Raw genomic sequence first — 19,643 nt, forward strand, 5'->3', positions numbered from 1 at the left:
CGTCGAAGCGGAGCTTGCGTGGGTCGTCGCGCGACTTCGCACGGCCCTGGGCGGCCACCCTCCCCGAAACGCGTGAGCACCCACCGGGCAACTGTCACTTGAGCGCTCAGACGAGCGGCACGAGGACAGCACCCGTCCAGGTGCTCACGCTGCGCGGCGACGCCGTGTCGCTTGCTCGGCCGCGGCCGCCTTCCGCGCGAGGATCGTGAAAATTGTTTCTGCCACTTTCATGACCCTTGCCGCAAGTCTTGCGGCAGCGCTACGGTCTCGCCGGGGTCGGACCCGATCGAGCCGTCAGCGCAAGGAGTTCACGCCCGTGATACCGAGATGGCCGGTGCCTGTCGCGCGCCGTACCGCACGAATGAGACGGGTCGCGGCCGTCACCGTGACCGCGCTCGCCGCCGCCCTGCTTCCCCCTCTTGCCGCGCGGGCCGGCACCCCGCCCGCGCCCCCGTCCGACGCGAAGCTGGCGAAGACCGCCGCACGCCACGACCTGACCCGTGAGCAGTTCTACTTCGTCCTGCCGGACCGTTTCGCCAACGGGGACGCCGAGAACGACCGCGGCGGCCTGACCGGCACCCGGCTCACCACCGGCTACGACCCCGCCGACAAGGGCTTCTACCAGGGCGGCGACCTCAAGGGCCTGACCGACCGGCTCGACTACATCAAGGGGCTGGGCACCACCTCCATCTGGATGGCGCCCATCTTCAAGAACCAGCCCGTGCAGGGCACGGGCAAGGACGCCTCCGCGGGCTACCACGGGTACTGGATCACCGACTTCACCCAGGTCGACCCGCACTTCGGCACCAACAAGGACCTCGAAAACCTCGTCTCCGAGGCCCACGCCAAGGGCATGAAGGTCTTCTTCGACGTCATCACCAACCACACCGCCGACGTCGTCGACTACGAGGAGAAGTCCTACGGCTACCTCTCCAGGGGCGCCTTCCCCTACCTGACCAAGGACGGGAGGCCCTTCGACGACGCCGACCACGCCGACGGCTCCCGCCGCTTCCCCCGCGTGGACGACGACTCCTTCCCGCGCACGCCGACGGTCCCCGCCGCCAAGAAGAACCTCAAGGTCCCCTCCTGGCTCAACGACCCGGCGATGTACCACAACCGGGGCGACTCCACCTGGGCCGGTGAGTCGGCCACCTACGGCGACTTCTCCGGCCTCGACGACCTGTGGACCGAACGCCCCGAGGTCGTCGGCGGCATGGAGAAGATCTACCAGCGGTGGGTGAAGGACTTCGCCATCGACGGCTTCCGGATCGACACCGTGAAGCACGTCGACATGGAGTTCTGGACCCAGTGGGCGACCGCGCTGGACGCCTACGCCGCGAAGAAGGGCCGCGACGACTTCTTCATGTTCGGCGAGGTCTACTCCGCCGACACCTCCGTCACCGCCCCCTACGTCACCCGGGGCCGCCTGGACTCCACCCTGGACTTCCCCTTCCAGGACGCGGCCCGCGCGTACGCCTCCCAGGGCGGCAGCGCGCGGAAGCTCGCCTCGGTCTTCGGCGACGACTACAAGTACACGACCGACAAGGCCAACGCCTACGAGCAGGTCACCTTCCTCGGCAACCACGACATGGGCCGCATCGGCACCTTCCTCGAGCAGGACGACCCGAAGGCCACCGACGCCGAGCTGCTGCGGAAGGACCGGCTCGCCAACGAGCTGATGTTCCTCAGCCGCGGCAACCCGGTGATCTACTACGGCGACGAGCAGGGCTTCACCGGCGCCGGCGGCGACAAGGACGCCCGCCAGCCGATGTTCGCCTCCCGCACCGCCGACTACCTCGACGACGACCAGCTCGGCACCGACCGCACCCACGCCGAGGCGGCATACGACACCGGAGCACCGCTCTACGAGCAGATCAGTGCTCTGGCCCAGCTGCGCAAGGCCAACCCCGCCCTCGCCGACGGCGTCCAGACCGAGCGCTACGCGGCCGACGGCGCCGGCGTCTACGCCTTCTCCCGCACCGACGCGAAGACCGGCACCGAGTACGTCGTCGCCTTCAACAACGCCGACGCCGCCAGGACGGCCGCCTTCCCCACCGGCTCGGCCGACATGACCTTCCGCGGCCTCTACGGCACCGACGGCGACGTGGAGTCGGGCGCCGACAAGAAGGTCACGGTCACCGTCCCGGCACGGTCGGCCGTCGTCCTCAAGGCCGCCGGCGGGCTCGCCGAGCCCGCCGCCGAGCCGACGATCCGCCTGACGGCCCCCGCGCCCGGCGCCACCGGCACCGTCGAGCTGACCGCCGACGTCGAGGGCGGACAGCTCAACCGCGTCGTCTTCGCCGCCCAGAGGGGCGACGGCGAGTGGCGCACCCTCGGCACCGCCGACCACGCCCCCTACAAGGTCACCCACACCGTCGACGCGGACACCCCCGCCGGCACCGCGCTGCGCTACAAGGCCGTCGTCGTGGACTCGGCGGGCCGCACGGCGAGCGCCACGGCCGCGTCCACGACCGGCACCCCGCCCGCGGAGGAGATCCCCGCCGCCGCGTCCCGGGACTACGCGATCGTCCACTACCAGCGCGAGGACGGGAACTACGACGACTGGGGCCTGTACGCCTGGGGCGACCTCGCCGACGGCGAGGCCACCACCTGGCCCGGGACCCACCCCTTCGCCGGCCGGGACGCCTACGGCGCCTTCGCCTACGTCAGGCTCAAGCCCGGCGCATCCGACGTGGGCTTCCTCGTCATCGACAAGGACGGCGACAAGGACGTCGCCGCCGACCGCACCATCGACGTCACACGGACCGGCGAGGTGTGGATCGAGCAGGGCAAGGAGCAGGTCGTCACCGAGCGGCCCGAGTACCCCGCCCAGGACACCACCAAGGCCGTACTGCACTACCACCGCGCCGACGGCGACTACGACGGTTGGGGCCTGCACGTCTGGGGTGACACCGCGGCCCCCACCGACTGGGCGAAGCCGCTGACGCCGGTGAGGACCGACCCGTACGGCGCGGTCTTCGAGGTGCCCCTCACCGAGGACGCGAGCAGCCTCGGCTACATCCTCCACAAGGGCGACGAGAAGGACCTGCCCACCGACCAGGCCCTGGACCTCGGGGCCGACGGCCACGAGGTGTGGCTGGTGAGCGGCCAGGAGAAGTACCTGCTGCCGCAGCCCGCGGGCGCCGCGGCGGCCGTCGACCTCACCGCCGCCAAGGCGGTCTGGATCGACCGGAACACCGTCGCCTGGAACGGCTCCGAGGGCGCCGCCTCCACCCAGCTGCTCGCCTCCCGCACCGGCTCGATCACCGTCCGGGACGGCAGGCTCACCGGCGCCGACCAGCAGTGGCTCCGCCTGACGAAGTCGGCGCTCACCGACGCCCAGAAGGCGAAGTTCCCGCACCTGAAGGAGTACACCGCCTGGTCGGTCGACCCGCGCGACCGCGACCGGGCCCGCCAGGCACTGCGCGGCCAGGTCGTCGCCTCCCAGCGCACCGCCACCGGCGCCCTGCTCGCGGCGACGGGAGTGCAGCTCGCCGGCGCCCTGGACGACCTGTACGCCGCCGACGCCACCGGGGCCGAGTTCGGCCCGGCCTTCCGCCACGGCCGCCCCACGCTGTCCGTGTGGGCGCCGACCGCGCAGGACGTTGCCCTGGAGATCGGCGGCCGCACCGTCCGGATGCGGCGCGACGACGACAGCGGCGTCTGGTCCGTCACCGGCCCGAAGTCCTGGAAGGGCAAGGCCTACCGGTACGCCGTGAAGGTGTGGGCGCCCACCGCGGGCAAGGTCGTCACCAACAAGGTCACCGACCCCTATTCCCTCGCCCTGACCACCGACTCCGAGCGCAGCCTCGTCGTCGACCTCGCCGACCGCAAGCTCGCTCCGCGCGGCTGGGACACCTACGACAAGCCGAAGGCGGTGCCGCTGAGGGACGCACAGATCCAGGAGCTGCACATCCGCGACTTCTCCGTCGCCGACCCGACGGCCGACGCGGACCACCGGGGCACCTACCTCGCCTTCACCGACAAGAAGAGCGACGGCTCCGAGCACCTGCGCGCACTGGCGCGGGCCGGCACGTCCTACGTGCACCTGCTGCCCGCCTTCGACATCGCCACCGTCCCCGAGAAGAAGTCCGACCGGGAGACGCCCGACTGCGACCTCGCCTCCTACCCGGCCGACTCCGGCCGGCAGCAGGAGTGCGTGACGAAGACCGCCGCCGGCGACGCCTTCAACTGGGGCTACGACCCGTACCACTACACGGTCCCCGAGGGCTCCTACGCCACCGACCCGGACGGCACCGAGCGCACCGTCGAGTTCCGGAGGATGGTCAAGGCCCTCAACGAGGACGGCCTGCGCGTCGTCATGGACGTCGTCTACAACCACACGGCCGCGAGCGGCCAGGCGGACACCTCCGTCCTCGACCGGATCGTGCCCGGCTACTACCAGCGGCTCCTCGCCGACGGCTCGGTCGCGAACAGCACCTGCTGCGCGAACACCGCCACCGAGAACGCCATGACGGGCAAGCTCGTCGTCGACTCGATCGTCACCTGGGCCAAGGAGTACAAGGTCGACGGCTTCCGCTTCGACCTCATGGGCCACCACCCGAAGGCCAACATCCTCGCGGTCAGGAAGGCGCTGGACGCGCTGACCCCCAGCAAGGACGGCGTCGACGGCAAGAAGATCATCCTGTACGGCGAGGGCTGGAACTTCGGCGAGGTCGCCGACGACGCCCGCTTCGTCCAGGCCACCCAGAAGAACATGGCCGGCACCGGCGTCGCCACCTTCTCCGACCGGGCCCGCGACGCGGTGCGCGGCGGCGGTCCCTTCGACGAGGACCCCGGCGTCCAGGGCTTCGCCTCCGGCCTCTACACCGACCCCAACTCCTCGACGGCCAACGGCACCGAGGCCGAGCAGAAGGCCCGCCTGCTGCACTACCAGGATCTGATCAAGGTCGGTTTGACCGGCAACCTCGCCGACTACGCCTTCACCGACAGCGGCGGCAAGCAGGTCAAGGGCTCCGAGGTCGACCACAACGGCGCCCCCGCCGGATACGCGGCGGCACCCGGCGACGCCCTCGCCTACGCCGACGCGCACGACAACGAGTCCCTGTTCGACGCGCTCGCCTTCAAGCTGCCGAAGGACACGTCCGCCGACGACCGGGCCCGCATGCAGGTCCTCGCCCTGGCCACCGCCGCACTCTCGCAGGGCCCGGCGCTCTCCCAGGCGGGCACCGACCTGCTGCGCTCCAAGTCCCTGGACCGCAACTCCTTCGACAGCGGCGACTGGTTCAACGCCCTGCACTGGAACTGCGCCGACGGCAACGGCTTCGGCCGGGGACTGCCGCCGGCCGCCGACAACCAGGACAAGTGGCCGTACGCCAAGCCCCTGCTGGGCGCGGTCGAGGTCGGCTGCCCGCAGATCACGGGCACCTCGGCGGCATACCGGGACCTGCTGAAGATCCGTACGGGGGAGACGGACTTCTCCCTCGCCACGGCGGGGCAGGTCCGGTCCCGGCTCTCGTTCCCGCTCTCCGGCAAGGACGAGACACCCGGCGTGATCACCATGAGCCTCGGTGACCTCGTGGTCGTCTTCAACGCCACGCCCCAGCGGCAGAAGCAGCGCGTCCGGGCGGTGGCCGGGACCGGCTACCGGCTGCACCCGGTGCAGGCGGCGGGCGCGGACGCGGTGGTGAAGGGGTCCTCGTACACGGCGAGGACCGGCACGTTCTCCGTGCCGGCCCGCACGGTCGCCGTGTTCCGGCGGGCCGGCTGAGGGCCGCGGGACTGCGGTTAGGGTGAGCCCTGCTGTTCACGCAACGGGAGGGCTCATGCCGCAGATCACCGTCGACTACTCCGACCGGCTCGCGGGCGACTTCGACCGGCCCGCCTTCGCGCGGGCCCTGCACGAGGCCGTCGTCGAGATCGCGGACGCCAGGCCGCCGGCGTGCAAGACGCAGTTCCGCCGCACCGAGGACACCACGGTCGGCCCGGACGCCGAGGGCCACGCGGTCGTGCACGTCACACTCGGGCTGCTCGCCGGCCGAACCGACGAAACCAAGGCCCGTCTCACCGAGGCCGTCCTGGAACTGCTGCGACGGTACGCCGAGCCGGGCGACGGCCTCACCCTGCACGCCTCCGCCGAGGTCCGCGACCTGGACCCGTCGTACCGGAAGTCCGAGAACTAACCGGCGAGTCCCACGAGCCGGCCGATCAGGTCCCCGAAGGGGCCGTCGGCCGGCTCGTCCGCGACGACGCGGCGCATCAGGGCGCCCATCTCCTCGTCGTAGGCGGCGCTCACCGCCACCAGCGCGGCGAAGTCGTGCACGAGCTGTGTCTCCAGCTCGGCGCGCGGGATGCGGCGCCCGTCCAGCCAGAGCAGCGCCGTCGACTCGGCGAGCGAGATCCAGGAGCGGACCACCAGTTCCAGGCGCGCGGGCGGATCGGTGACGTCCAGGTGCGAAAGGATCTGGACATACGCGGCCTGCCGTACGGAGTCCACGAGCGCGTTGGCCGTGGACGAGCCGACCGCCGGTCCGCCGCGCATCAGAGCCGAGAAACCCGGGCCGTGCTCGTCGACGAAGTCGAAGTAGCGGCCCATGACCCGCAGCAGCCGCGCGCCCAGCGGACCCTGGCGCGGCTCGGCGAACCGGGCCGCCAGATCGTCCGAGGCACGCTGCAACGCGGCTTCGTACAGGCTGAGTTTCCCGGGAAAGTAGTGATAGACGAGCGGGCGCGAGATGCCCGCCGCCGACGCTATCTCGTCGATGGAGACCTCGTCGGGCGAGCGGCGGCTGAACAGATCGAGCGCGACGCCGATCAACTGCTGCCGCCGCTCCTCGACGCCCATTCTGCGGCGCACCCCGGTAGCCATACGAACACCTTACCGATTGAATCCGGCCTCAGAACGGGCCGGACCGGGCATCGGTGTTCACATGCCGGGCACGAGCCGCGTACCCCGGCACCGGGACACGCGGATGAGCATCGAGTCGCCGCGTTCCGACCTCCACGGCCGCCATCAGGCCCTCGGGACCGCAGCAGCAGACGGCCGCGCCCTCCGGAAGGTCCGCGAGGATGGCGCCGACGCCGGGCCGCCGCCCGTCCTCGTCCTCGGCGACCAGCACACCGTCCGGGTACTTGTCGACGCCAGGGTCGGCCAGGGCTGTCCCCGCCGGGTCTAACGCAGCCCGCCGATCGTCCGCCCGTTCTCCAGCGTGCCCTGCAGCTCCGCCCGCGCCCCCTGCTCGGCCTTCGCCGTGAGCAGGTTCCCGTCGGCGGAGTCCTCGATGCCGCCCGTCGCCTCGATCGACGCGGTGTCGCGGCTGCCCGCGGCGAGCAGGTACCAGTGCCCGCCCTCCGACTTCCACAGCACCCCGGCCAGCACCTGCGGGTCGCGCCCGCCGCACGCCGGCACGTCCTGTGCCTTCGCGGCCACCGCGCCCTGCGCCCCGCCCGGCGTCCGGAACTGCGCCAGCACCCGGGCCCCTTCACCGCGCCAGGTCTCCGCCCGGGTGCACACCCACGCACCCGACCCCGTCGCGTCGGGCAGCGGCTGTGACGCGAACTCCCAGGCGTTCACCGACCGCACTCCCTGCCCGCGCACCGCGCCCAGCGAGCAGGCGTACGGCGCCCAGGTGCCCAGTGCCCTCGCACCCGAGGCGTCCTTCACCGCACCGGGGCGCCCGGTGGTGAGCCGGGCCGGCACCAGCTCGCCGAGGTCGGTCACCACCCGGGTGTCCGAACCGTCGGTCAGCTCCAGCACGTTCCACGACGTACACCCGCCGGACCGCTGCTGCGCCGGGCTGGCCAGCGGGGACGTCACGCCGTCGGTGAGCGTCAGCCGCTTGGCACCGGAGCCCGGCCGGACGAGATCGCGCCCGGCCGCCTTCGTCACCCAGGGCGCCGTCAGATAGCGCACGTTCCCGTCGGCCCGGCCCAGGACCACCGCGGTCGCCGCGGCCCGGCCCGCCCCGTCGGTCCGCGCGAAGTCCAGGGCGGCACCGGCCGTCCCGTCCTTCGGCTCGGCGTACCGGACCAGGCGCAGACCGTCGTGCAGGATCACCACCCGCGCGTTGTCGACGTCCCCGGCGTACAGCAGCTGCGGCGGACCGGCCGGGCCGCCGGTCAGGGTCCCCGGCGTCGCGGACACCCCCACGCTCTCGCCGGGCCGGGCCCAGACGGCCAGGGCGCGGCGCAGCAGCTCCTCGTCGTCGGTCAGGCCACCGCGTGCCGGCCACACCGAGAAGTCCGTGCGCGCGGACGTCTCCCACGCGGCGGGCGCGACCTTCGTGAGCCTGCCGGGATCGAGGGCGGCCTCGGCCGCCGGGTTTCGCGCGTAGGGCGGGGCGGCGGCGCCGTCGGGGCCCCAGCCGTCACCGGGCAGGCCCAGCAGCGCCCCGCAGACCACCAGCGCCGCCCCGGCGACCAGCGCGGCCTTCATGTGCTGCCGCCGACGCAGCAGATCGGTCGGCCGGGCCTGCAGCGAACAGGGGTCGAACTCCGGGGAACCGAGCAGCCCGTACTGGCCCGGCACCCCGTCGGCCTCCCGCAGCGCGGCGTCCGCGTCGGCGACCCCGGCGGCCCGGAGCAACTGCCGCACACCGCCCTCCGGGAGCTTCTCCAGACCGCGCAGCGCGTACGCCGCCCGGCCCGGACCGGAGAGCGCGGCCAGCCGCTGGTCCAGAGCGAGTTCGTCGGCGCCGCCCGAGCGCGGGAAGAGCTTGAGGCCCCGCACGTGGGGCAGCAGCGGCGGCAGCTGGGACCGCTTGGGCCACGCCCGCCGTCGCAGCGGGAGCCCCGCCTCCAGCGCCGCACGCACCACCCGGAGCCGGACCAGGGCGTAGCCGGGGTCGACCTCGCGGCCGGTGGACTGGGCCGGGATCACCGCGGTCGTCGTCCGGTTCCGGGGCAGGGCGCGCTGGGTGAGGGCGTGCGCGGTCAGGACGCGGCGGCCCCGGCCGAGACCCGGCGGCAGCACCAGATAGGCCAGCCGGGCCAGGCGGGGATAGTGCTCGACGAGCGCGGCCTCGGCCTGCTCGACGTCGACGACCGGGTCGGCAGAGGAGGCGGAGGACGGTGCGGGGCGCGGGGCGACATCCTGTGGCTGCACGTTCTGCAGAACGAGCGAAACGGGTGTTGGTCACCGTATGGCCCGTCACCCGACGGCCTAGTCCTCCGGCTCCACCAGCAGCCGTGCGTAGTTCGCCATCGACCGCTGGTAGCGGGGCAGATGGGGCGCGAGCGCGCCGAGCACCAGGGACAGGCCCTCACGGTCGCGGCCCATGCCCGACAGGCACAGCGCGAGCGTGGCGCGCACGGCGTCGTCCAACTCGTCGGAAGGTGCCACCAGTTCGGGTGACAGCAGCATCACGCCCTCCTCCGGGTGCCCGGTGTTGCGCAGAGAGCCGGAGAGCTGGATCTTCGCCCGGCGCCCCTTGTAGGGGCTGGCCTCGCTCAGCCCGCGCTCCAGCGCCTCGCGGTACAGGGGCACGGCCCGGTCGGAGTGGCCGGTGGAGTCCCAGGCACAGGCCCGCTCGAACAGGCCGAGGGGACTGTCCGCGGGCAACTCGTCGGCGAGGGCGTCGATCGCGGCGCGGAAGCCGGCGGCGTCCTCCTCGGCCCAGCCGTCGAATGCCGCCCAGGCGGCCGTCACGCGTTCTTCCCAGTCCTGGTCCACGACGCCACTCTCGCACGGTGTCCGGCCGAGAGCACCCGGGTCCCCGCTGAGTACTTCGCGCCGCTGGCCCGTATCGATGGCCAGAGCCCCTCGCCGGGGCTCCGTGCGGCATGTCGCCGGAACGGACCGGAGGAACAGATGAGGCTGACCCGACCGATGCTCGCGCCTGCGGCCGCCCTCGCGGCCGTACTCGCGCTGACGGGCTGCGGCGCCGACGGGAACGGCGAGGCCGCCGTGCCGAAGACCGCCACCGGCAGCCTGGAACACCTGGCAGCCGAGGCGGAGTGCGCCCCCGACATGCAGACCGACGCCGACACCATCCGCCAGGCCCTGTGCGGGAAGGGCGACGAGAAGTACGTCCTCGCCACCTTCTCCACCGACCGCGGCCAGCGCGAGTGGATCAACACGGCCAAGGACTACGGCGGTTACTACCTCGTCGGCCGCAAGTGGGTCGCCGTCGGCCACGAGGACGTGGTGGCGGACCTGCGCGGCCGGCTCGGCGGCACGCTGGAAGAGGGCACCCGGCACGGCGGCGGCGGCCGCTCGGCGGGGCACGGCGAACACGCCGGGCACAGCGGCTGACCGGACGCGCGGGAACACGAGGAGGGCCGGTGGCGGGGATCCGCCACCGGCCCTGTCGCGGCTACCGGGCCGCCCGGCTACCGGGCCGCCGGACTACTGGCAGTCCTCGCCGCGGTTGATGCAGTCGACCACCTCGTTCATCAGGTCCTCGTCCATGACGTTGATGAAGTCGTTGTGATCGGTGATCGGCTTGTGCAGCTGCTCGGGGAATCCGTCCACCGCGTACGGGTTGCGGACCTGACCGTTCTCGATGGTCGGGGCGGGCACGTCGTACACCAGGCGGACCTGAAGCTGCGGAATGGCCTGGAAGCCGTTCGGGCAGCTGCCGTCCTGCTGGACGAAGGCCACGTGGTCGCGGTGGTTGGCGCTGTCGATGTTCTGGCCGTCCCAGCAGCTCTGGAAGTTCGAGGTGCGCACGACCTGACTGCCCTCGGGGCAGAGTACGTACTTGTCGGTCACCTGCCTGTCCTCGAAGCCGGTGCAGCTGAACGAACTGTTGGCGTTGGCGACGCCGTTGGTGAACGCCTTGGCGTCACCGGTGATGACGCGCAGGAACTTCGGCATCGCGACGACGTCGCTCCGCTGGTTGCCCACGAACCTGATCTCGGCCTGCGCGGCTTTGAGGATCTTTCCGACGTTGCCCTCGGCGCCACCGCCCAGGTCGCCCGCGTCGAACTCCTGCGTACCGTCCTGGAGGCGCAGCACCGGCCAGTAGTAGGTGGACTTGTCACCCTGGTTCTGGCACGAGGTGTCGGCGGCCGCGAGGTCCTCGTCGCTGGAGAAGGCGTTGTTGTCCTGGTTGCCGACGTAGTCGTGGGTGTGGTGCGCGCCGTTGTCGACACCCGGGGCCACGATCAGGTTGTCGCTGTTGAACAGGTTGTTCTCGTTCACGCCGCAGACCGCGGTGAACGAGCCCGTGGAGCCGCCTTCCCCGTTGGCGGCGAACCCGTTCTCCAGGTCCCGTGAGCCGGGCTCGACGTCGTTGATGTCGACGAAGTCGTCGGCGAACGGCCCTGCGGCCCCGTTGCCGTTGTCGCCCTGATTCTGACCGTCGCCCTGACCCTGGTCCTGGCCGCCGTCGCCCTGGCCACCGTTGTCCTGGTCGCCCTGACCGTTGCCGTTGCCGTTGCCGTTGCCGTTGCCGTCGTCGCCGCCGCCGTTCGGCTGGTCGGCCATCATGCCCTTGCACTTGGCGAGGCGGTCGAGTCCGTCGGGAGCGTTGCCGCCCACCCGGCGGATGTTGATCCCGATCCGCTCGAGGGCGGCGGTCCGCTTGGACTTGAGCGGCCCGAGAATGGCGTTCTGGACGAAGTTCGCGTCACCCGACTGGGCTCGGCGCGTCGACGCGAGGCGTGCGTAGGCCTCGGTGATCTGCTTGTCGAGGTTCGCCAACTCCTTGTCGACCCCGGCACGTGCGCGTCCCGGCACGCGGCGCAGCTTCTGGCCGACGTCCGGACACTGGATCGTGGCGATCTGCGCGCCCGCGGACCTGGTCCGGTTGTGCGAGGGGCCCGACTCGTGTGCCGAGGCGTAGAAGTTGGCCCAGACCAGCCCGCCCCCGCCGACCGCCAGGGCCGCCGCCCCGGCTACGACCTTGGTGGCCAGCGGTGTACGGCGCTTTCTTGTGTTGCGTCCCATCAGTCTCCTAGCGAGGGGCCCCGGCCGCGGCCGAGGGGGGTGCGTCGCTGTGCTCTGGTGATTTGTGGTTTGTCCCACACGGGGTCGGTTCGGGCTGGACCGCAGTCCTCGGGCTGGAAGCCCACCACCTCGGCGGTGGGCGGAGTCCCGGAACTCCTCCGACTCGCTGAGGAGTGCCGGGCGCTGAACGCCCGGCCAAAGGGGAGCGGCTCCCTTGAGTACGGGAGCCGCTCCGGGGTTGTTCACCTGTCTCGGGAATTGCTGTGTCCGGTGAGGCGGAAGGGACGCGCGAACGGGTCAGCGGCCGCGGTCCAGATAGGCCAGAACCGCCAGTACCCGGCGGTTGTTGTCGTCCGAAACCTCCAGGCTCAGCTTCGCGAAGATGTTCGCCGTGTGCTTCGCGATGGCCCGCTCCGTGACGACGAGTTGGCCGGCGATCGCCGCGTTGGTCCGGCCCTGCGCCATCAGCTCCAGCACCTCCCGCTCGCGGGGCGTCAGCCGCTCCAGCGGCCGGTCCTCCGCCGCGCGCCGGCTGAGCAGCTGCTGGATGACCTGCGGGTCCATCGCCGTACCGCCCGCCGCCACCCGCCGTACGGCGTCCACGAACTGCTCCGCGTCGAACACCCGGTCCTTGAGCAGGTACCCCACCCCGCCGCTCCCGTCGGCCAGCAGCTCGCGCGCGTACAGCTGCTCCACGTGCTGGGAGAGGACCAGCACCGGCAGTCCGGGCCGGTTGCGGCGGGCCTCCAGCGCGCACTGCAGGCCCTCGTCGGTGAGCGTGGGCGGCAGGCGTACGTCGACCACGGCGACGTCCGGCTCCAGTTCGGCCAGGGCCCGGGACAGTTCGGGGCCGGTCCCGACGGCCGCGGCGATCTCGAAGTCGTGGGCCTCCAGGAGCCGGACCAGCCCGTCGCGCAGCAGGAACAGGTCTTCGGCTAGGACAACGCGCAAGGGATCTCCATGGTGACCATGGTGGGGCCGCCCGCGGGCGAGCTGACGGCCAGGACGCCGTCGAATGTACCCAGTCGCCGCTCCACCCCGGCCAGGCCCGAACCCGCTCCGATCGCCGCGCCGCCCTTGCCGTTGTCCGTGACGGAGACGCGCAGTCGCCCCTCGTCGTGGTGCAGGTCGATCCAGATCCGGTCGGCGCCCGAGTGCTTCACGGCGTTGGTGAGGATCTCGCTGACCGCGAAGTAGGCGGCCGACTCCACGGGCGCCTCGGCGCGGCCGGACAGGTCCACGTCGGCCTCGACGGTGACGGGCAGCCGTAGCGCCAGGGCGCGCACCGCGTCGCCCAGGCCGCGTTCGGCGAGCACCGGCGGATGGATGCCGCGCACGAGTTCGCGCAGTTCGGTCAGGGCGTCGGCGGAGGACTGCCGGGCCCGCGCGAGCAGCTCCCGGGCCTTCGCCGGGTTCTTCTCCAGCAGTGCCTCGATGGTGCCCAGGTCCATGCCCATGGCGACCAGCCGGGCCTGCGCCCCGTCGTGCAGGTCGCGTTCGATGCGGCGCAGTTCGGCGGCGGAGGTGTCGACGGCGTCGCGCCTGGTCTCGGTCAGGACGCGCACCCGCTCGGCGAGTTCGCCCCGGCCGTACCCGAGGACCGCGCCGGTGAGCCGGAAGTGGGCGTGCAGCGCGAGCGGGGCGAGCCGGAGGCCGGCGAGGAGGAGCACGGCACCCAGCACGGCGGCGTAGAGGGCGGAGGTCTGGTCGGTGACCTTGACGAAGCCGTACCAGTACCCGTCGGGCAGCACCCGCCACAGTCCGGCCGCGAGGGCGAAGCCCTCCAGCGCGTAGAGCGGCAGCACGAAGGCCGGCAGCGCGGTGACGAAGCCCGCCGTCATGTCGACCGGCAGCCAGCAAAAGTCCCGCCAGGTCGCCGGGTCACGGAGCATCCCGGAGGTGCGGACCCACGGACTGGCGCCCTCGGGCAGCGGCCGGTACGCCCGCGCTGTCCGGACCCCGCCCCACTCGGCGGCGAGCAGCCGCCGCAGGTCCGCGAACGCCCGCACCCCCGTCAGCACCCACGGCGTGGTGATGACGCCCACGCCGATCGGGACGAGGGCGAGGGACACGAGGGTCAGGCACAGGCACACCACCGCGCCGGGCAGGGAGAGGAACGCCAGTGCCAGCCCCCGCACGGCCGACAGCGCCACGTCCCGCGTCCGCGTTCGTGCCCGTGTCGGCCCTGTGCCGCTCTGCGTCTCGATGCTCATGCCGTCAGTCTCGTGGAGGCGACGGCGCGGGGCACTGGGCCGGGCACCCCGGTCGGGGGGTGGTGCCGGCTACACCCCGCCGGGTCCGTCACAGGCGAGGACCCTCGCCTCCGTCTCCGGGTCCAGTCCGACAGGTGGCCGGTCCGGGCGCTGGGGCGCGGTACCGCCGATGGCCCGCAGCCAGGCCCAGGTGTCCGCCACCGTGTCGTCGGCCGGGCGGCAGGCGAGGCCCGCCGCCAGGGCCCGGGAGACGTCCGCGCTCTGCAGGGCGTCGTGCAGGTCGCTGCCCGGTGGTGTCCACACCGGCAGCCTGCCCCACGGCTCTATGCCGGCGGCGAGGACGGTCTCGGGCGCGGTCCAGCGCAGCTCCGCCGCGCCACCCGTGGCCGTCGCGCAGGCGTCGAGCAGGCCGCCCATGGTGGTGTGCCCGGGCGGCGAGGCCAGGTTGTACGGTCCGCTCAGCTCCCGCTCCACCGCGCCGAGCACCCAGTCGGCGAGGTCGCGTACGTCGATGTACTGGAGGGGCAGGTCCCGCGGGCCCGGCGCGAGGACCGGGCCGCCGCGGGCGACGCGGTTCAGCCACCACGGCAGCCGGCCGATGTTCTCGTACGGGCCGAGGATCAGCCCGGCCCTGACGAGTACCGAGCGGTCCGCGCCGAAGGCGTCCAGGACGGCCAGCTCGGCGCCCCGCTTGTCCCGGGCGTAGTCGCTCTGCCCGGCGTCGGCCGAGGCGCCCTCGACGAGCGGGGCGTCCTCGGTGTACCCGGCGGGCGGGGCCCAGGCGTAGACCGAGCAGCTCGACACGTACACGTAGCGTCCGGCGCGGTCCCGCAGCAGCCGCGCCGCGTCCCGGACCGCGCGGGGCGCCGCCGACCAGGTGTCGACGACGGCGTCCCACGTCTCCTCGGCAAGGGCGGTGAGCCCGTCGGGCGCGGTGCGGTCGCCGTGCAGCGCCCGCACTCCGGGGGGCGGGGCGTGCCGTCCGCGGTGCAGGACGGTCACCTCCCAGCCACGGCCGAGCGCCGCCTCGGCCACGGCCCGCCCCACGAACTCCGTACCGCCCAGCACCAGTAGCCTCATGCCGCCACTGTGCCCGGTGCGGCGGCCGGAGGGGACGCCCCTTCGCCGGCAGCAGAGAGTCGGTGCCCCGCGGGGACGCCGCACCGGCGTGAAGCGGGTGCCGGCTCGGTCACTGCTCCAGCCGTTCGCGCCCTTCCCGGAGGGGCGCCCACACCAACAGCGTCCGCGACGGTGGCCGCCCCTCCGGGAGCGAGCGGGGCCGGGTCAGACCTGGCCGGCCTTCTCCAGCGCCGTGCAGCAGGTGTCGACGAGCAGGCGGGTCACCACGTACGGGTCGACGTTGGCGTTGGGCCGGCGGTCCTCGATGTAGCCCTTGCCGTCCTTCTCGACCTGCCACGGGATGCGCACCGAGGCGCCGCGGTCGGAGACGCCGTAGGAGTACTCGTTCCACGGGGCGGTCTCGTGCAGGCCGGTCAGGCGGTCGTCGATGCCGGCGCCGTAGTTCTTGACGTGGTCCATCGGCTTGGAGCCCTCGCCGAGCGACTCGGCCGCGGTGATGATCGCGTCGTAACCCTCGCGCATCGCCCTGGTGGAGAAGTTGGTGTGCGCGCCCGCCCCGTTCCAGTCGCCCTTGACCGGCTTGGGGTCCAGGGTGGCGGAGACCCCGAAGTCCTCGGCCGTGCGGTAGAGCAGCCAGCGTGCCACCCACAGCTGGTCGGAGACCTCCAGCGGCGCCAGCGGGCCGACCTGGAACTCCCACTGGCCCGGCATGACCTCGGCGTTGATGCCGGAGATGCCGAGACCGGCCCGCAGGCAGTTCTCCAGGTGGGCCTCGACGATGTCGCGGCCGAAGATCTCGTCCGAGCCGACACCGCAGTAGTAGCCGCCCTGCGCGGCCGGGAAGCCGCCCTCGGGGAAGCCGAGCGGGCGGGCGCCCTTGAAGAAGGTGTACTCCTGCTCGATGCCGAAGACCGGCTCCTGCGCGGCGAACCGCTCGGACAGCCCGGCCAGCGCCGCGCGGGTGTTGCTCGGGTGCGGGGTCATGTCCGTGTCCAGGACCTCGCACAGCACCAGGATGTCGTCGCCGCCGCGGATCGGGTCGGGGCAGGAGAAGACCGGCTTGAGCACGCAGTCCGAGGAACTGCCCTCGGCCTGGTTGGTGGAGGAGCCGTCGAAGCCCCAGACCGGCAGGGCGCCCAGGCCCGCGGGGGCGTCCGTGAGGATCTTCGTCTTGGAACGGAGCTTGGCCGTCGGCTCGGTGCCGTCGATCCAGATGTACTCGGCCTTGAAGGTCACGGGGCAACATCCTTCGGGGTGGGTCCGGGCGCACTCGCGGGTGCTGCGGCGCTGGGGCGGCCGGGCGCCGCGTCCACTGTCGTGCAGCGTGTCAACGGGCGATTTCCCGACCATTGCCCGTGTGTGAACCCCGTGTTACCCGCAGTCGTTGTGGTGCGGCGCACGCGACGGTGCCGGGGTCGTCGGCGTCCGGGCCGACGGGGCCGCCTCCGAGGCCGCCTGCCGAATCCCGCCGCCCGGCCCCGGCTTCCTCCGCCGCCTCGGCGCCTTCCTCGCCGGGCCGGGTGACTGACCTTCAGTCAACCTCAGCCGACCTTCAGTCAACCTCAGCCGACCTTCAGTCGACCCTCAGCCGACCTTCTCGATCAGCGCCCGCCTGATCAGGAACTTGCCCTCCTCCCGGACCAGTTCGAAGGCCGCGTCCCCTGAGCCGGCGCCGAGACGAGGACGGCGCCTGTCGCCGCGATCACCACCGACCGGGTGCGGCGACCGCGTCCGCGGCGCTGCTCGGCGGCGTCGTACGGCCCGTGTCGCCCGTGCGGCAGCCGCTGCCCGTGCCGCGGTTCTTGATCATCGTGGGTCATGGCGGCGCAGGGTGACAGCGTGGACCGCCAGAAGTCCCGGCGCCCGACAAGCCATCACCTACCGCGACAGAGCATCCCGAACAGCCTCGTCGGTGCGGCCGACGACGGCCGTTCCGTCGTCCGCCGTGATGATCGGGCGCTGGATCAGCCCGGGGTGTTCGGCGAGCGCGGTGATCCAGCGGTCGCGCGACGCCCCGTCACGGGGCCAGTCCTCCAGGCCGAGTTCCCTGGCGGCCGCCTCCCGGGTGCGGGTGATGTCCCACGGTTCGAGTCCGAGCCGGGTGAGTACCTCGCGGATCTCGTTCGCGCTCGGTACGTCGTCCAGATAGCGGCGGACGGTGTAGTCGGCCCCCTCGGCGTCGAGCAGACTGATCGCACTGCGGCACTTCGAACAGGCCGGATTGATCCAGATCTCCATGCCGCACACGGTAGCCGGACGGGTGCGAGAACTCGTTCACCACGTGTGTCACAGCGACCCCGAAAGCCTTGTGGTCAGGGGCTTTTGTCAGTGGTGGGCGGTAAAATAGAAGCAGTGTTCGAGGGTGTCGCCGGGAGGTCCGGACGGCACCCTGACCGCGACAGGAGGATGCCCGTGCCCGCTGCCGCACTGAAGCCGAAGCCGTTGCCCACCCAGTCCACCGCCAAGCGGCCCGTCCTGCTCGACCTGCCGTACGAACCCGTGGAGAAGCGTCCGCTGCCGGCGGGCCGTCCCCGCGAGTGGTACGTCACGCACAACCGCCGGCTCAAGGCGATGCGGCTCGCCATCGCCCTGCTCGACTCCGGCGTCCACCTGCCCAACCAGGCGCGCAACGAGCGGATAAGGAGTGCCGCGCTGGCGATCGGCGTTCATCCGCCGTCGGACACGACGTGCCACATGGTGCGGGCGTTGATGCGGTACTCGCGGTGAGCGGGGCGCCGGGTGCCGTTTCCTTCCCGGCGCCCGGCGTCCGCGTCGCCGTCGCCCGGGGGCCTGCCGCCCCCGGGCCCCCGCCTCGGCCCGAACGCCTCGCCCTCGGACGCCGGGCCGGCTGGGCGTGCCCCACGGAACCGAGGAACAGAGGAACAGCGGCGTCGACTGCGGCCCGACAGCGCTTGCGCCAGTGGTCCGTCCGGGCCGTCCGCGGCCGTCAGAGTCCGGGCGCGCCCCACACGGGGAACCAGCGGCCCAGGTCGCCCTCCACCGGCAGTTCCCCGGCGAGCACCGCCCGTATCCGCAGCTCCAGCGCGTTGTCCCGCTGCTGCCGCTCACCGGGCAGGGGCGCGAAGGGGTAGAACGTGCCGCGCTTGTAGAGGTAGACCAGCGCGAGCCGCCGCCCGTCGTCGTCCACGAAACCGGCGAGGGAGCACAGCAGCCGGGGGCCGAAACCGCCCGCCTCCAGGATGCTGTTCACCGCGTGCAGGTCGTTCACCAGCACCGGCAGCTCGCCGGGGGAGCGGTGCGAGACGAGCCAGGAGTAGCCGTAGGAGTCGTGGGTCGGCTCCACCGGAGTGCGCCCGGCGTCCGCGTCGAGCAGGGCGCGGATCTCCCGGTGAGTGCGCTCGAAGGCGGCGCCCTCGACCGTCGCGAAGCACACCGCCCCCCGCCCGGTCGGCCTGAACCCGGCCGCGGCCTCAAGGCCCACCGCCGCGGAGGGCAGCGCGAAGAGCCGGTCGAGGTCGGGCCCCACGGCCCTGGACCGGCCGAGCAGGATGTCCAGCAGTCCCATGCCCGTGTCCGCCTTTCCGGGCCTCAGGTCTTCCCCGGGGCCGTCGGCTCACCCAGTTCGGCGGAGATCCGGCCCAGCTGGTCGAGCCGCTGCTCCAGGCTGGGGTGAGTGGCGAAGAACCGGCCGAGGCCCGGCTCGGCGCCGAAGGCGGGGGTGAAGTAGAACGCGTTGAAGGCCTGGGCCGTGCGCAGGTCCTTGGTCGGGATGCGGGCGATGTCCCCGGTGACCTTCGTCAGAGCCGCCGCCAGGGCCGAGGGACGCCCGGTGAGCAGGGCAGCGGCCCGGTCGGCCGCCAGCTCCCGGTACCGGGACAGGGCCCGGATCAGCAGGAAGCTGAGCGCGTACACGGCCGCGGAGACGCCCATCACGATCGCCAGGACGGCCAGGGTGTTCTGGTCCCGGCGTCCGCCGAAGAGCTGGGAGTAGAAGGCGAAGCGCACGACCAGCCCCGCGATCACACCGAGGAACGACGCCACCGTGATCACCGCGACGTCCTTGTGCGCCACGTGCGACAACTCGTGCGCGAGCACGCCCTCCAGCTCCGCGGGCTCCAGCCGCCGCAGCAGCCCGGTGGTGACGCACACCACCGCGTTGTCCGGATTCCGGCCGGTCGCGAACGCGTTCGGCATCTCCATCCCCGACACGGCGACCACCGGCTTCGGCATGTCGGCCATGGCCGACAGCCGGTCCACCACCCCGTGCAGCTCCGGATACTCGTCCCGCTCCACGACCCGGCCGCGCATCGCGAACAGCGCGATCCGGTCGGAGAACCAGTACTGCGCCCCGAGCACCGCCGCCACGATCACCACGACCAGTACCCAGGACTTGAGCAGCGCGATCAGCGCGGCGACGAACCCCACGTACAACAGGCCGAGCAGGAACAGTGTGATCCCCATGCGCACGGTCAACCGCCGGTCACTCCGGAAGCGGCTCTGCATGTCTCCACCACCTCGCAGTCGGGCACTCGTCCCGC

Annotated in this window: 16 protein-coding genes; 5 read left to right on the top strand and 11 right to left on the bottom strand. The window is 72.4% G+C overall.

Annotation, left to right across the window (positions count from 1 at the left end; translation table 11 throughout):
* Positions 1-316 precede the first annotated feature (316 nt).
* Both pulA and ACGFYH_RS02130 read left to right on the top strand, forming a co-directional pair.
* Positions 317-5,731, top strand: a complete 5,415-nt coding sequence (gene pulA / locus ACGFYH_RS02125; protein WP_393801193.1) for a pullulanase-type alpha-1,6-glucosidase — start codon at positions 317-319, stop codon at positions 5,729-5,731.
* A 55-nt stretch (positions 5,732-5,786) separates the two neighbouring features.
* Positions 5,787-6,143: a 5-carboxymethyl-2-hydroxymuconate Delta-isomerase gene (locus ACGFYH_RS02130; RefSeq protein ID WP_393801194.1), complete on the top strand. Its 357-nt coding sequence runs from the start codon at positions 5,787-5,789 to the stop codon at positions 6,141-6,143.
* On the opposite strand, the gene ACGFYH_RS02135 is transcribed toward ACGFYH_RS02130, so the two are convergent.
* Positions 6,140-6,829, bottom strand: a complete 690-nt coding sequence (locus ACGFYH_RS02135) for a TetR/AcrR family transcriptional regulator (protein ID WP_393801195.1) — start codon at positions 6,827-6,829, stop codon at positions 6,140-6,142. The two genes, ACGFYH_RS02130 and ACGFYH_RS02135, sit on opposite strands and share 4 nt — an antisense overlap.
* A gap of 103 nt (positions 6,830-6,932) precedes the next feature.
* Between ACGFYH_RS02135 and ACGFYH_RS02140 the strand changes: the two genes are divergently transcribed.
* Entirely contained in the window at positions 6,933-7,136 is a 204-nt protein-coding gene (locus tag ACGFYH_RS02140) for a hypothetical protein (protein ID WP_393801196.1), read from the top strand.
* On the opposite strand, the gene ACGFYH_RS02145 is transcribed toward ACGFYH_RS02140, so the two are convergent.
* Both ACGFYH_RS02145 and ACGFYH_RS02150 read right to left on the bottom strand, forming a co-directional pair.
* Complete coding sequence (locus tag ACGFYH_RS02145; protein WP_393801197.1) at positions 7,133-9,064, bottom strand: hypothetical protein; 1,932 nt, start codon at positions 9,062-9,064, stop codon at positions 7,133-7,135. The two genes, ACGFYH_RS02140 and ACGFYH_RS02145, sit on opposite strands and share 4 nt — an antisense overlap.
* A gap of 57 nt (positions 9,065-9,121) precedes the next feature.
* On the bottom strand, positions 9,122-9,631 hold the full coding sequence (locus ACGFYH_RS02150; RefSeq protein ID WP_393801198.1) for a tetratricopeptide repeat protein: 510 nt from the start codon (positions 9,629-9,631) through the stop codon (positions 9,122-9,124).
* Between the two features lie 138 nt (positions 9,632-9,769).
* On the opposite strand from ACGFYH_RS02150, the gene ACGFYH_RS02155 reads away from it, so the two are divergent.
* On the top strand, positions 9,770-10,213 hold the full coding sequence (locus ACGFYH_RS02155) for a hypothetical protein (protein ID WP_393801199.1): 444 nt from the start codon (positions 9,770-9,772) through the stop codon (positions 10,211-10,213).
* Between the two features lie 93 nt (positions 10,214-10,306).
* Here ACGFYH_RS02155 and ACGFYH_RS02160 read toward each other — a convergent pair whose 3' ends face one another.
* The 6 genes from ACGFYH_RS02160 to ACGFYH_RS02185 form a co-directional block, all read right to left on the bottom strand.
* Complete coding sequence (locus ACGFYH_RS02160) at positions 10,307-11,851, bottom strand: DUF1996 domain-containing protein (protein WP_393801200.1); 1,545 nt, start codon at positions 11,849-11,851, stop codon at positions 10,307-10,309.
* 297 nt (positions 11,852-12,148) lie between these two features.
* On the bottom strand, positions 12,149-12,802 hold the full coding sequence (locus tag ACGFYH_RS02165) for a LuxR C-terminal-related transcriptional regulator (RefSeq protein ID WP_393801201.1): 654 nt from the start codon (positions 12,800-12,802) through the stop codon (positions 12,149-12,151).
* Entirely contained in the window at positions 12,787-14,064 is a 1,278-nt protein-coding gene (locus ACGFYH_RS02170) for a sensor histidine kinase (protein ID WP_393801202.1), read from the bottom strand. The genes ACGFYH_RS02165 and ACGFYH_RS02170 overlap by 16 nt, the downstream gene beginning before the upstream one ends.
* 69 nt (positions 14,065-14,133) lie before the next feature.
* Positions 14,134-15,144, bottom strand: coding sequence for an SDR family oxidoreductase (locus ACGFYH_RS02175; RefSeq protein WP_393801203.1), 1,011 nt, complete (start codon positions 15,142-15,144; stop codon positions 14,134-14,136).
* A gap of 204 nt (positions 15,145-15,348) precedes the next feature.
* A complete protein-coding gene (gene glnII / locus ACGFYH_RS02180; protein ID WP_393801204.1) occupies positions 15,349-16,380 on the bottom strand; it encodes a glutamine synthetase in 1,032 nt (343 codons plus the stop codon).
* Positions 16,381-17,022: 642 nt separating this feature from the next.
* Positions 17,023-17,382, bottom strand: a complete 360-nt coding sequence (locus tag ACGFYH_RS02185) for an arsenate reductase family protein (protein ID WP_393801205.1) — start codon at positions 17,380-17,382, stop codon at positions 17,023-17,025.
* A gap of 174 nt (positions 17,383-17,556) precedes the next feature.
* Here ACGFYH_RS02185 and ACGFYH_RS02190 point away from each other — a divergent pair, with 174 nt between their 5' ends.
* Positions 17,557-17,871: a hypothetical protein gene (locus ACGFYH_RS02190; protein ID WP_393801206.1), complete on the top strand. Its 315-nt coding sequence runs from the start codon at positions 17,557-17,559 to the stop codon at positions 17,869-17,871.
* A 220-nt stretch (positions 17,872-18,091) separates the two neighbouring features.
* Here the strand turns inward: ACGFYH_RS02190 and ACGFYH_RS02195 are convergent, their stop codons facing one another.
* Both ACGFYH_RS02195 and htpX read right to left on the bottom strand, forming a co-directional pair.
* Positions 18,092-18,670, bottom strand: coding sequence for a hypothetical protein (locus ACGFYH_RS02195; RefSeq protein ID WP_393801207.1), 579 nt, complete (start codon positions 18,668-18,670; stop codon positions 18,092-18,094).
* Positions 18,671-18,693: 23 nt separating this feature from the next.
* Positions 18,694-19,608: a zinc metalloprotease HtpX gene (htpX, locus tag ACGFYH_RS02200; protein WP_393801208.1), complete on the bottom strand. Its 915-nt coding sequence runs from the start codon at positions 19,606-19,608 to the stop codon at positions 18,694-18,696.
* Positions 19,609-19,643 lie beyond the last annotated feature (35 nt).

It is taken from the genome of Streptomyces sp. NPDC048392 (genome assembly GCF_043200575.1).
In the GTDB taxonomy this organism is placed as follows: Bacteria; Actinomycetota; Actinomycetes; order Streptomycetales; family Streptomycetaceae; genus Streptomyces.